Below are 12661 nucleotides of genomic sequence, written 5' to 3' on the forward strand. Positions count from 1 at the left end.
GGCCTTTGCGCAGGTTCTGCTCAGGATTGCCGACGGGCGGGCTCCTGCCCTGTCGCGCGCGTCCGGGGCGCACCCATCATGTGGGTATGAAACTGAACGCCGCCGGCACGATGGTCGCTTCCACCGTGCTCGCCGTCGCCTTCGCCGTCGGCTCGCTCGTCGCCCCCGCGAACGCGGGCAGTGTGCCCGCGGGTACGGGCCAGCAGCTGCCCGCCTACCTCCAGGGCTACCGGCAGGGCCAGCTGCTCTGCCCGGGAGCGGCCCTCACGGGCAAGGTCTCGGTGGCGATCGTCGATCCCATGATGGCCACCACGGACGCGCCGGGGGACTGCACGCTCTCCGACATGAAGGCCGCCAATCCCGGGACCACGTTCCTCGCCTACCTGAACATCGGTGCCATGCGGGACGCCGAGCCCTGGAACGGGGTCTTCCAGAACTCCTGTGCCGACACGGCGACGGCGGCGGGGAAGCGGTTCGCCGTGACCACGCCGAACCCGAAGGTGGCGCGGAACGAGGACGGCTTCGCCTCCTATCCGGGATACTCCTACCTCACCGTGGCGGACCTCTCCCCGGCCTACGCCGATGCCTGCGCCGCGACGGCGCGGACCCTCCTCACCACGGACGCGCAGCGGGGCACCACGAACGCGGCTCCCGCCCGGTTCGACGGCATCTTCCTCGACGACGCGTCCATGTCGCCCTCGCACGGCCAGGACATGGTCGACGTCGGGCAGTGGGGTCCCTGGGCGAGCGACGACGCCTACGGCAGGGCCCTGATCTCCGCCGTCCAGCGCTTCGACGCGACGCTCACCCGCACCCTGGGGCGCAACGTCCCCGTGGCCGTCAACCTCGGCGTCTACCCGGCGTGGAGCAACCAGGTGGACCTCGCCCGGCAGCTCGCCGCCACGGGCAGCGTGGACTTCGCGGTCCGCGAGCACACCGTGGCCGGCGGCACGGGCCGCCCGCTGCCCGTCGCGGACCTCGAGCAGGCCACGGCGGCGTACCGGATCATCACGGCCGCCGGGATGCCGGTGGTGGAACACGACTACTCGGTGCCGCTGCGCGAGCTCCCGACGACCGCGTACCGCCAGGGCGGCGACATCGGCTCCTCGGCCCCGTGCCTGCGCGACAGCTTCGGGGCGAGGGCGGCGGTCGTGGCGGCCGGCAAGGCGCGGCGCACGCTCGACCACCGGATGACGCTCGGTCACCTGCTGCAGGCCCGGACGGCCGCGGCCCGGCAGATGACCGCGACGCTCTCGCAGGCCGAGCCCACCTGCCAGGACAACGCCTGGGACGACGACGCCAACTTCGAGACCGTCACCACCGCCTCGGTGGACGCCGCCGACGCGCAGGTCGCGGCACTGACGAGGGCGGTGACGGGCGGGGCCTACGTGACGGCCGGCCCGCTGAAGTTCAGCGGGGTCAGCGTGGTCAAGCTCTCCAACGGGAGCGTCGTCGCGGTCAACACCACGACCCTCACCCGCTCGGTCACCGCCTACGGCAGGACGCTCAGCGTACCGGCGCGGTCCGCGACCGCCGGCTGACCGCGTTCACGCGCGGTCGCCCACCTGATCGGTCGCCTGGTCGGTCGCCGGGCCGGCCACCCGATCTGCCACCGGGTCGGCCGGCGGCCGGAGGTGGATGGGCAGGACGCTCCCCGGCGCCCGGCTGCGGATGAGGGCCAGGTTCCGGGCATGCTCGTGCAGGCGGCGGTCCTCCTCCGACCTGGGCACCCACGGCGGCACCGGGACCGCCGAACCCTCGTCGTCACGCGCCACCATGACCGTGAGGCACGTGGTGGTGAGGTCCATCTCCCGGGATCGCGGGCTGCCCGACCGCACGTGCACCGCGACGTGCATGCCCTTCAGTCCCGTGTACACCAGGCGTGCCTCCACCTCGACGACGTCCCCGATGTGCAGCGCCTTGAGGAACCGGACGCCACCTGAGAACACGGCGACCGTGTCCCGCCCGCAGTAGCGCGTGGAGCAGACGTAGGCGGCCTCGTCGATCCAGTCCATCACCGTGCCGCCGTGCACCTTCCCGCCCCAGTTCACGTCGGTGGGTGCGGCGAGGAACCGCAGGACCGTCCGCTCCGCGGTGCCGGCGTCCGTGTACACCTGGCGGCGCATCTCCTCGACGATCTCCTTGCGGACGTCGATGCGCGCCACCGCGTGCTCGCTGTCGAGGCGCTCGGCGTCGGTCCGCGGCTCGAAGGGAGGGACGCGGACGGGCCTGCCGTCGGGGCCGACCGCCACGAAGATCACGAGGCACTCGGAGCGTCTGTCGGCGTCGTCCCCCGACACCGAGCCGGACGAGACGACGGTGCGGATGTGCATGGACGAGGTGCCGGTGTGCACGATCGTGGCCTCGACCTCCACGAGGTCGCCCACGGTCACCGGGTCAGCGAAGTGGATGTTCCCCACGTATGCGGTCACGCAGTACGTCTTCGCCCACCCGACGGCGGCGGCGTAGGCGGCCTTGTCCACCCACTCGAGCACGGTGCCGGCGTCCACGGACCCGCTGTGGCCGAGATCGGTGGGGGAGGCGAGGAACCGCAGGGTGACGGAGTTCGAGGGGCGCATGACCCAGTATCACCACGTTCGCCGGGCATCCGGAAGCGCCCGCGCTTGGAGCCCGTCGTGCGCTACCGGGTCGTCCTCGATCTGGACGTGTGGGTCAGCCCCCGACGTCGATGACCGTCACGCCGCCCGCGGAGCGGTCCCCGGCCATCGCGACGAGGGCGTCCGGGACGTCGTCGAGGGTGATCCTGCGCTCGATGAGGTCCTGCGGGCGCAGCCGGTCCGCCGCGACGAGGTCGAGCAGCCCCGGGTAGTCCAGCGCGGGCATGCCATGGCTGCCCAGGACGGAGAGTTCCCTGCCGATCACGGCGCCCATCGGGATCACCGGGTCCGAGGGGAAGAGCCCGATCTGCACGTGCCGGCCGCGGGGCCGCAGCGAGAGGATGCCCACGGCGGCGGTCTCCTCCCGACCGAGGGCGTCCACCGAGACGTCGAACCCGGACGGTGAGGTCTCCGCCAGGGCGGCGAGAACCCCGGCCCGGGACAGACCGGACGAGTCGATCGTGCGGGCTGCGCCGAACCGGGCGGCGCGCTGCAAGGCGGCGTCGTCGATGTCCACCGCCACCACGTGGGCACCGAGCGCCACGCCGATCATGACGGCACTCAGCCCCACCCCGCCGCACCCGACGACCAGGAGGAACTCCCCGCCCGCGAGGCGAGCCTGGTGGACGAGTCCGCGGTACGACGTCGCGAAGCGGCACCCGAGGAGCGCGGCGGCGCCGGCATCGAGGGAGGCCGGGACGGCGATGAGGTTCGTGTCGGCGTCGTGGAGCGCCACGGACTCGGCGAACGAGCCCCAGTGCGTGAAGCCGGGCTGCGTCTGGTTGCGGCACACCTGGCCGTTCCCGGACACGCATTCGGGGCAGCGCCCGCACGCGCACACGAAGGGCGTCGTCACGCGGTCGCCGACGGAGAAGAGCCGGACGTCGTCGCCGACCGCCGCGATGGTGCCCACCAGTTCGTGGCCGGGTACGTGCGGGAGGGTGATGCCGTCGTCATGTCCCAGCCAGCCGTGCACGTCGCTGCGGCAGAGGCCGGTGGCCTCGACGCGGACGACGACGCCGCCGGATGAGGGGAGCGGGGCGGGGACGTCCCGGAGGACGGGGCGGGCGGAGAACCCGTCGAAGCAGACAGCGCGCATCGCACCATTCTGCCCCGCGCGTTCCCCGCCCGGTGCATCGCCCGCGGGGCCCGTCAGCCCCGGGTCGGTGCGACCTTCCGCGCCGTCCGCGACCCGGTGCGGCGGGCCCCGGTGATGATCGGGTCCTTCGAGAGGTCCATCATGAGCGCCACGCACAGCCCGATCATCACGAGCAGGAACGGTGCCGCGGCGATGATGGTGAGCGTCTGCAGGGCTTCGAGGCTCCCGACGGAGAGCAGGACGGCGGCCACGCCACCGGTCAGCGTCCCCCACAGGATGGTCAGCCACTTGCGGGGGACTGCCGCACCGAAGGAGGACAGCGACCCGAGCACGATCGAGGAGGCGTCAGCACCCGAGATGAAGAAGACGGCCACCAGGATGACCACGAGGATCGAGGTCACGGAGGCCAGCGGGTACTGGGCGAGTAGCGCGAACATCGCGGACTCCTGGCTTTCCGCGTTGGCGGCGGCGATGTCGACGCCGTTGTCCTGCAGGTTCAGCGCCGAGCCGCCCCACACGCCGAACCAGATGACGCTGATGACGCTGGGTACGGCGACGACGCCGATGACGAATTCGCGGATGGTGCGCCCGCGCGAGATCTTCGCGAGGAAGGAGCCGACGAAGGGCGTCCAGGAGACCCACCATGCCCAGTAGAAGATGGTCCACGCGGCAAGCCACTCGTGGCCGCCGAACGCGCCCGTGCGGGACGACATCTGGGGCAGGTTGATGAGGTAGTTGCCCGCCGAGGCCGGGATCAGCTCGAGGATGAACACCGTGGGCCCGACGACGAACAGGAAGAACAGCAGGGCCAGGGCGAGGATCATGTTGCCGTTGGACAGCCACTTGATGCCGCGGCTCACGCCGCTGACGGCGGAGAGGACGAAGCAGACCGTCAGCACCGCGATCAGGGTGATCTGCAGGGGCAGGCTGGTGCCCACGCCGAAGACCTTCGAGAGCCCGCCGTTGATCTGCAGGACGCCGAGGCCGAGGGAGGTGGCCGATCCGAAGAGGGTCGCGAAGATCGCGAACACGTCGATCGCCCGGAGTGCCTTGGGTGCGGGGCGGCCACGGAAGAGGGCTGTGAACGCGCCGCTGAAGCCGGCGCCGCGGCCCTTCCGGAAGGCCGAGTAGGCGAGGGCCAGGCCGACGACGGCGTAGATGGCCCACGGGTGGATGGCCCAGTGGAAGAGCGTGTAGTTCATCGCCTGCCGGGCGGCCTCCGAGCTGCCGGGTTCGATGCCCTCGACGGGCGGTGCGAGGTAATGGGAGATGGGCTCGGTGACGCCGTAGAACATGAGCCCGATGCCCATGCCGGCGCTGAACATCATCGCGATCCAGGACGCCCGCGAGTACTCGGGCTTCTCGCCGTCCTGCCCGAGGGGAATCCGGCCGTACTTGCTGAAGGCCAGGAACAGCGCGAACACGACGAATCCGGTGGCCGTGAGGACGAACGCCCACCCGAAGTTCGCCACGAGGCCGTTGAGGACGGAGGTGGTGAACTCCGAGAAGCCGGCGGGGAAGACGACCGCCGTGAGCATCAGCAGGATGACGATCGAGAGCGACACGAAGAGGACGGGCTTGTCCAGCGCAGCCTTGACGGGAGCCTCTCCGGGAGGGACCTCGAAGGGTGTGTCCTCGCTGGGCGGTGATCCTTGAATGGGCTCGGTGGAATTAGACATACGGCTTACGGTACGCGGGCCACGAGCGCCGGGTCCGGGCGGATCGGGGGCGAGAAGCTGCTTGCGGGGGCCTCCCGCTGATGGTTCGGACCGGACGATGGAGCCTCCCGGGCGGCGCCGGCCCTCCGGGTCGGGGAAGCCCTGCTTCCCAGTGCCTGCGGCGATCCCGGCGTCCCCGCCCGGCACCGGCGGGGCGGCGGTAGGCGCCGTCGGGAGGCCGCGGTCGGAGCCCCGGCCGGCCCCCGTGGCGGAGCCCCGCCGGGACCGCCGACTGTGACCAAGGACCCATCCTGAGGGCCCGCAGACGTGCGACGATGCCCCGAAGCGGGTCAGGCGGCGTGGAGCCGGTGGCGTTCCCGTCGGTCCTTCACGGTGTCCGTGGAGAGGCTCAGCCCGAGGCCCGCGGCCACGAGCAGGATCATCACGAAGGGCAGGACGTCGAGGCCGATCCCGTCGAGCAGGAGCCCGCCGAGGAGGGCCCCGCCGCCGATGCCCACGTTGAACGCCGTCGTCTGCAGGGCCGCCGAGAGGTCGCGGGTGCGGAAGGACGCGGTGCGCAGCATCCTCGTCTGCAGCATGGCCGGGATGCCGCCGAAGGCAGCGCCCCATACGATCACGGCGATCAGGACCACCACCGTGTTGGCGGTGAAGAGGGCCAGCGTGAGGACGGCGGCCATGACCAGGAGCACGACGCCGGCGAAGGCCTTCCGGGGGAACCGGTCGGCGGCGTAACCCGCCCCGACGAGCCCGATGATGCCCGCGCCGCCGTAGAGGAACAGGACCAGGGCCACGGAGCCCGGCTCGAAGGACGAGACGTCGGTCAGCCAGGGGGCGATGTACGTGTAGAACGTGTTCTGGCCCGTCAGCAGGATCAGGATGACGGTGCACAGGAGGAGGACGCCACGGAAGCTGGGGTCGCGGCGCAGCGGGACGTGCGCCTCGCCGGCCTTCCGTTCCACGTGGTGGTTCACGGGCGGCAGGAACTTCACGATCACGAGGGCGAGGACGGCGACGACCACGCCGATGATGGTGAACGCGGCGCGCCAGCCGAGGGCGTTGCCGATCGCCGTGCCCACCGGGACGCCGAGCACGAAGGCCGCCGTCCCGCCGCCGGCCGTGATGGCCACGGCCTTGCCGAGCTGGTGGGCCGGGACGAGGTGCGCCGAGTAGGCGGCGACGACGGCCCAGAACAGGCCGTGCGCGAGTCCGCCGAGGATGCGCGCCGCGACGAGGATGCCGTACGTCGGGGCGATGGCCGCGAGGACGTTCGCCAGCGCGATCACCAGGAGGACGACGACGATCAGCGACTTGCGCGAGAAGCGCTGGGTCACGGCGGCCAGCGGTGTGGTGGCCACGACGACGGTGCCCGCGAAGATGGTCACGAGGTACCCGGCGGTGGAGATCCCGACGTCCAGGTCGCGGGCCATGGCGGGCAGGAGGCCCGTGGGCAGGAATTCGCTGGTCACGGAGACGAAGATCGCCCCCGCGAGGGACAGCAGCCCTACATAGGGGAACGGGGCGGCTTTCGCCGGGGTCTTCGGCGGGGAGGAGACAGACAAGGGGTACCAATCATCGGGAGTGCCGGCGGTCGTCGCCCCGGTTGCGCCGTTGAGAACCGGAAGGCGTGGCGGAGCCGGCGCCCGGTGGCGCGACTCCATCGGTGGGTAACGCGGGGGAGCCGTGGCGCATTCCTGCCTCCCCGTCCTGCCTCCCCCTCGTGCCGCCGCGCCGGGCGCCCAGACCCGCGGGGTATCCCCCACGGGTCCGGCACTCCGCCCCGGGTCTGCGGCGAGGAACGCCGTCTCCCCGGGTCTGCGGCGAGGAACGCCGTCCGTCCCGGCGGCACTACCTGCGGCGTGGCTCCGGATCCGGTGCGAACCCGGCGAGGGCGGGAAGCGCCCGTCCGTCGAAGTCGAACATCGCCTGGTTCTCCCACGCGTTGCCGCTCGCAGGGTCCGCCGGATCCCAGCCGTTGCCCTCGACGGCGGTCCACGCCGGTTCCCAGCTGACGACACCGATGCCGCGGCCGCCCGGGGCGGAGGCGACGACGTCCTGCACGGCCCGGAAGTTGGCTGCCTGGCCCTCGGGGGTCGCCGGGTAGCCCGGCACCAGCTGTGTCCCGAGCGCGATGACGTTCTCCCACGGGTCCACGGGATCATCGGCCAGGGTGAAGGGGTAGGAGTTCTCGACCACGAGCACGTCGCGGTCGTACCGCGCCGACAGCGTGGTGACCGCATTCTGCAGGTCGGCCATCGACCCGTGCCAGTAGCCGTAGTAGGACAGCCCGATGGTGTCGAACTGCACGCCGCGCGCCGTCACCTCGTCGAACCACCAGGTCAGCCCGCCGACGCCGTTGTTGATGTTGGTCAGGTGCAGGATCACGTCGGTGGACGCGTCCACGTCCTTGACGGCGCGGGACCCGGCGGACAGGAACAGTGCCAGGTCGTCCCATCGCGCGCCGTCGACCCCGTCGCCCGGGACCACGTCCCAGGTCTGGCCGAGGGGCCAGAGCATGCCCGGGTTGATCTCGTTGCCGACCTGCACGGCGTCCGCCGTCGCCCCGGCGTCCTTCAGGGCGGTGAGCACCTCGGAGGTGTGCCGGTAGACCTCGTCGGCCACCGCCTGCGGGGCGAGGCCCACCCAGGCGGCCGGCATGCCCTGGGCTCCGGGATCGGTCCAGCGGTCGCTGTAGTGGAAGTCGACGAGCACCTGCATGCCGGCGGCCTTCGCGCGCTTCGCCGTCGCCACGACCTCGTCGGTGGTGTTGTACCCGTCGGCCGGATCGACCCACACCTTGAGCCGCACCATCGTCGCACCCGCGTCGGCGAAGGCCCGGACGGCGTCGACGGGGCGCCCCGCGGCGTCGAGGTACACGGCGCCCCGGTCCTCGTTCTTGGCCAGGTTGGAGAGATCGGCACCGCGGACCGCGCGGGACACCTCGCCGGGCGTGAGGGTGACGTCGTCGACGACCACCCAGTCCCCGGCGGTGCCGCGCGTCTCGATGACGACCTCGCAGGAACCCTTCGTCACGTAGGCGTCCGCGGCGATGGTCAGCCACGCCCCGTCCTGCGCGGTGGACGGGATGACGGTCTCGCCGTCGGTCCCGCAGTTCCGCAGGCCGATGCGCGACGCCGCCAGGGAGCCCTCCGACTTCACCCGGGCGGACACCGTCCACCAGCCCTCCGCCAGCCGCCCCGTCTTCTGGCGCGCGGAGACGGTCCCGTCCGCGGTGAGGCGCTGGATGAGGTGCGCACCCTCGGCGTCCGTCTCGACGGCGGTCGAGCGCGGGGCGCCCGTGGTCTTCCAGCCGGTCAGGCCGGCGTCGAACCCGGGATCGGCCAGGCCGGATCCGGGTGCCTGGGTGGCTCCCGCCGCCGGGACCCCCGCCGACAGGGCGAGGGTCGCGAGCACCGAGGCCGCGACCACCGTCCTCGCCCGGGGGGCCGTGCGCGTGCGTGCTCGGGTGTCCTTCATGCGTCCTCCTCGACGTGGTTCCCCGGGTGGGGCTTGCGGTGCTGCTACTGTCCTGCGGTCTGCTTCCGGTGCTCGACGACGGCGGATCCGCCGGCCGCGAGCGGATCGCCCGCCGTGACGGATGCACCGCTGACGAGGTCCGTGCCGCCGACGGGAAGCGGTGCTTCCGCGTCGGTGTGGTTGAGCACGAAGGTGAAGGTGGCGCCGTCCGCGGTGCGGCTGACGATCTCCACGCCCGGCCCGGGGGGCCCGTCCGGGATGCCGGCGGCGGCGAGGGCCTCACCCAGCAGGGCGTCGAGGGCCGCGGCGGCGGGACGCGTGGAGATGTACCAGGCGGTGCCCCTGCCGTAGGCGTTGACGGTCACGGCGGGCTTGCCCGCGGCCGGACCGGAGCTGTAGGCGGTGTGCGGCTGCGCCCCGTGGAGTTCCAGGTCCTCCGCCCAGACGTCGGCGGTGGAGCCGTCGTCGAGGGTCACGGTCTCGTGCTCGAGCAGGGGGAGCCACTCGGCGACCGTCAGGCCCAGGACGTCCCGCAGCTGCCCGGGGTGACCTCCCGCGGGGACGGCGTCGTGGTCGTCGACGATGCCGGAGAAGAAGGACACGACGAGGTTGCCGCCCTCGGCCACGTAGGACTCCAGGTTCAGGCGCGCCGGTGGCGAGACCGCGTAGAGGGCGGGCGCGAGGACGAGGTCGTACCGGCCGAGGTCCTGCTCGGGGTGGGCGAAGTCGACCGTGACGTTCCGTTGCCACAGGGCCGTGTAGTAGGCCTCGATGCGCTCGCGGTGGTCCAGGTCCACGGAGGGCCGCCACTCCAGGTCCTGCGCCCAGAATGACGCGGTGTCCCACAGGATCGCCACCCGGGCGGGGACGGTGGAGCCGCGGACAGCGGAGGCCCGTCCGAGCGTGCGCCCGAGTTCGGTCACCTCGCGGAAGATCCGCGACTCCGTCCCCTGGTGCGGGACCATCGCCGAGTGGAACTTCTCGGCGCCGAACCGGGACGCCCTGAACTGGAAGAACATGACGGCGTCCGCGCCGCGGGCCACATGGGCGAGGCTGTTGCGGAGCATCTCGCCGGGCCGTTTGGCGATGTTGCGGGGCTGCCAGTTCACGGCCGACGTCGAGTGCTCCATGAGCATCCACGGCCTGCCCCCGGCGAGGGAGCGCGTGAAGTCCGCATCGAGCGCGAGGAGCACGTGGTTGTCCGTGCGCTCGGCGGTCAGGTAGTGGTCGTTGGCGACGACGTCGACCTCGCGCGCCCAGGACCAGTAGTCGAGCGAGGGACAGCTGGTGGCCATGAAGTTGGTGGTGACGGGCAGGTCCGGGGTGTGCTGCCGGATGACGTCGCGCTCGAGGACGTAGCACTCGAGCAGCGCGTCGGAGGTGAACCGCTTGAAGTCGAGGCGCTGGGCCGGATTGACCACGGTGGCGCTCAGGCGGGGGGCGTCGACCTCGTCCCAGGCGCCGTAGCGCTGCCCCCAGAAGGTGGTGCCCCAGGCGTCGTTGAGCGCCTCGAGGGAGTCGTAGCGCTGTCCGAGCCACGCGCGGAAGGCCAGCACCGACTGCTCCGAGTAGCACTCGCTGACCGGTGCGCCGTACTCGTTGTGGACGTGCCACATGCGCAGCGCCGGGTGGCCGGCGTAGCGGCGGGCGAGTTCGCCGGTGATACGCGCTGCGTGGCGGCGGTAGTCGGGCGAGCTCGGGGACGCCATGCCGCGGGATCCATGGCCGAGCGTCACGCCCTCGCGTGTCACGGGCCGGGCCTGCGGGTACTTCGCCCAGAACCAAGCGGGCGGCGCGGCCGTCGGGGTGCCGAGGTCGACGTCGATGCCCGCGGAGGCGAGCAGGTCCAGGACGTCGTCGAGGAAGGTGAAGTCGAACTCGCCGTCGCGCGGCTCCAGCAGGGCCCAGGAGAAGATGCCGATGCTGACCAGGTTGATGCCCGCCTGCTGCATGAGGGCGATGTCCTCGAGCCACACGTGGCGCGGCCACTGCTCCGGGTTGTAGTCCCCGCCGTAGCGGAGCTGCTGGGTGCCGCCGGGCCAGGACCGGGTGGCGGGAGCGGTGCCGGGAGCTGGAACGACGGTGCCCGGAGAGGCGCCCCGGGTGGTGACCTCGGACTGGTCAAGCGACATGGAATATCCCCTTCGACTGTGTGCGCTCCCAGTTGTAGCACGGACGATGGGCGCAGCGATAGCTAAATCACCCGCTCTTGACAGCATCCTGGCGACCGTGCGCTACTGGAACCGCTCACAGTCTGGCGCCGTACTCGTTCGAGGGGCGTACTGGATTGCTTTCGACAAGGAGGACGAAATGCGTTCAATTCTTCGCGTCGGTGCCATGGCTACCGTCGCTGCCACCGCTCTGCTGACCGCGGGGTGCTCGAGCCCCGCTGCGGACGAACCCGCCGCCGAGGGACCCGTGGAGCTCAGCTTCTGGGCCTGGGCGCCGAACATCGAGAAGGTGGTGGAGCTGTGGAACGAGGAGAACCCGGACATCAAGGTCACCGTCAGCAAGCAGGACGGCGGCGATCCCGCCATCACCAAGCTCCTCACCGCGATCAACGCCGGCAGCGGTGCCCCGGACCTGATCCAGGCCGAGTACCAAAAGATCCCCACCCTCGTGGCCTCGGACGCCCTCGCGGACATCTCCGAAGGCGCCGGGAACCTCGAGGAGAAGTTCCCCGAGGGCGTCTGGGACTCGGTGACCCTCGGCGGCGACGCGCTCTACGCGGTGCCGCAGGACTCCGGCCCCATGATGTTCTACTACCGCGAGGACGTCTTCACGGAACTCGGCCTCGAGGTGCCCACCACGTGGGAGGAGTACGCCGACGTCGCCCGCGCCGTCCACGCCTCCGACCCGAAGCGCTACCTCGGGACGTTCTCGGCGAACGACGCCGGCTGGTTCGCGGGCATGGCCCAGCAGGCGGGCACGTCCTGGTGGAGCATCGACGGCGACTCCTGGGGTGTCGACATCGACAGCGAGGCCACCGAGAAGGTCGCCTCGTACTGGGGAGGCCTCGTCGAGGAGGGTGCCATCGACAACAAGCCGATGTACACGCCCGAGTGGAACGCCGGCCTCAACGACGGCAGCCAGGTCGGCTGGCTCAGTGCGATCTGGGCTCCCGGGGTCCTCTCCGGCAACGCCGCCGACACCGCAGGACTGTGGAAAGCAGCACCCATGCCGCAGTGGGAGGGCGAGGAGGCCACGGGTAACTGGGGCGGGTCGTCCACCGCTGTCACCTCGCAGAGCGAGCACGCCGCGGCCGCCACCGAGTTCGCCACGTGGCTGAACACCGATCCCGCAGCAGTCCAGGCCCTCGCCGACGTCTCCAACGTCTACCCCGCCGCGACCGAGGAGGCCGAGGCGGCGCTCTCGACCGCTCCGGAGTTCTTCAGCAACCAGCCCGACTTCTACGACGTCGCCGCCGACGTGGCCCAGACGGTCAACCCGTTCACCTACGGGCCCAACGTCAACGTCGCCTTCAGCGCCTACAACGACGAGTTCGCCAAGGCAGCCGACGCGAAGACGGAGTCCGCCTTCGTCGACGCCCTGAAGGCCATGCAGGAGATCACGGTCACCGATCTCGAGGACAACGGCTTCAACGTCAAGTAGGAGCAGTCCAGCAGGAGCACCAGTACCAGCGGTGGGGGGGGGGGGGGGGGGGGGGGGGGGGGGGGGGGGGGGGGGGGGGGGGGGGGGGGGGGGGGGGGGGGGGGGGGGGGGGGGGGGAGAGGGGGCGCTCCTACCCCCCCCCCCCCCCCCCCCCCCAGGGCGACTAGAAGTCGTAGTCG

The 12661-nt window shown here is 71.6% G+C and carries 8 protein-coding genes; 2 read left to right on the top strand and 6 right to left on the bottom strand.

The window, feature by feature from the left end:
* The first annotated feature begins 86 nt into the window (after positions 1 to 86).
* Positions 87 to 1541 carry a hypothetical protein gene (locus ACX80K_RS13305; protein ID WP_459272364.1) on the top strand — a complete coding sequence of 485 codons (1455 nt, stop codon included), beginning with the start codon at positions 87 to 89 and terminating at the stop codon, positions 1539 to 1541.
* Between the two features lie 6 nt (positions 1542 to 1547).
* Here the strand turns inward: ACX80K_RS13305 and ACX80K_RS13310 are convergent, their stop codons facing one another.
* From ACX80K_RS13310 to ACX80K_RS13335, 6 genes are all read right to left on the bottom strand, one after another.
* The gene (locus ACX80K_RS13310; RefSeq protein WP_459272365.1) at positions 1548 to 2579 is read right to left on the bottom strand and encodes an acyl-CoA thioesterase; all 1032 of its coding nucleotides are present in this window, start codon (positions 2577 to 2579) and stop codon (positions 1548 to 1550) included.
* Positions 2580 to 2673: 94 nt separating this feature from the next.
* Positions 2674 to 3717: a zinc-dependent alcohol dehydrogenase family protein gene (locus tag ACX80K_RS13315; protein WP_459272366.1), complete on the bottom strand. Its 1044-nt coding sequence runs from the start codon at positions 3715 to 3717 to the stop codon at positions 2674 to 2676.
* A 53-nt stretch (positions 3718 to 3770) separates the two neighbouring features.
* Positions 3771 to 5396: a BCCT family transporter gene (locus ACX80K_RS13320; protein WP_459272367.1), complete on the bottom strand. Its 1626-nt coding sequence runs from the start codon at positions 5394 to 5396 to the stop codon at positions 3771 to 3773.
* A gap of 329 nt (positions 5397 to 5725) precedes the next feature.
* Positions 5726 to 6955 (bottom strand): MFS transporter, encoded by a 1230-nt coding sequence (locus ACX80K_RS13325; protein WP_459272368.1) that lies wholly within the window; start codon positions 6953 to 6955, stop codon positions 5726 to 5728.
* A 286-nt stretch (positions 6956 to 7241) separates the two neighbouring features.
* Positions 7242 to 8870 (bottom strand): glycoside hydrolase family 53 protein, encoded by a 1629-nt coding sequence (locus tag ACX80K_RS13330; RefSeq protein WP_459272369.1) that lies wholly within the window; start codon positions 8868 to 8870, stop codon positions 7242 to 7244.
* A gap of 44 nt (positions 8871 to 8914) precedes the next feature.
* The gene (locus tag ACX80K_RS13335) at positions 8915 to 11002 is read right to left on the bottom strand and encodes a beta-galactosidase (RefSeq protein ID WP_459272371.1); all 2088 of its coding nucleotides are present in this window, start codon (positions 11000 to 11002) and stop codon (positions 8915 to 8917) included.
* Between the two features lie 178 nt (positions 11003 to 11180).
* Between ACX80K_RS13335 and ACX80K_RS13340 the strand changes: the two genes are divergently transcribed.
* Positions 11181 to 12482: an ABC transporter substrate-binding protein gene (locus tag ACX80K_RS13340; protein ID WP_459272372.1), complete on the top strand. Its 1302-nt coding sequence runs from the start codon at positions 11181 to 11183 to the stop codon at positions 12480 to 12482.
* Positions 12483 to 12661 lie beyond the last annotated feature (179 nt).

Source organism: Arthrobacter sorbitolis, from assembly GCF_054510995.1.

What these genes read in the sequence shown, in the direction of transcription:
- ACX80K_RS13315 (WP_459272366.1), bottom strand. Translation starts at nt 3,717, where the DNA reads ATGCGCGCTGTCTGCTTCGACGGGTTCTCCGCCCGCCCCGTCCTCCGG.
- ACX80K_RS13330 (WP_459272369.1), bottom strand. Translation starts at nt 8,870, where the DNA reads ATGAAGGACACCCGAGCACGCACGCGCACGGCCCCCCGGGCGAGGACG.
- ACX80K_RS13310 (WP_459272365.1), bottom strand. Translation starts at nt 2,579, where the DNA reads ATGCGCCCCTCGAACTCCGTCACCCTGCGGTTCCTCGCCTCCCCCACC.
- ACX80K_RS13305 (WP_459272364.1), top strand. Translation starts at nt 87, where the DNA reads ATGAAACTGAACGCCGCCGGCACGATGGTCGCTTCCACCGTGCTCGCC.
- ACX80K_RS13335 (WP_459272371.1), bottom strand. Translation starts at nt 11,002, where the DNA reads ATGTCGCTTGACCAGTCCGAGGTCACCACCCGGGGCGCCTCTCCGGGC.
- ACX80K_RS13340 (WP_459272372.1), top strand. Translation starts at nt 11,181, where the DNA reads ATGCGTTCAATTCTTCGCGTCGGTGCCATGGCTACCGTCGCTGCCACC.
- ACX80K_RS13320 (WP_459272367.1), bottom strand. Translation starts at nt 5,396, where the DNA reads ATGTCTAATTCCACCGAGCCCATTCAAGGATCACCGCCCAGCGAGGAC.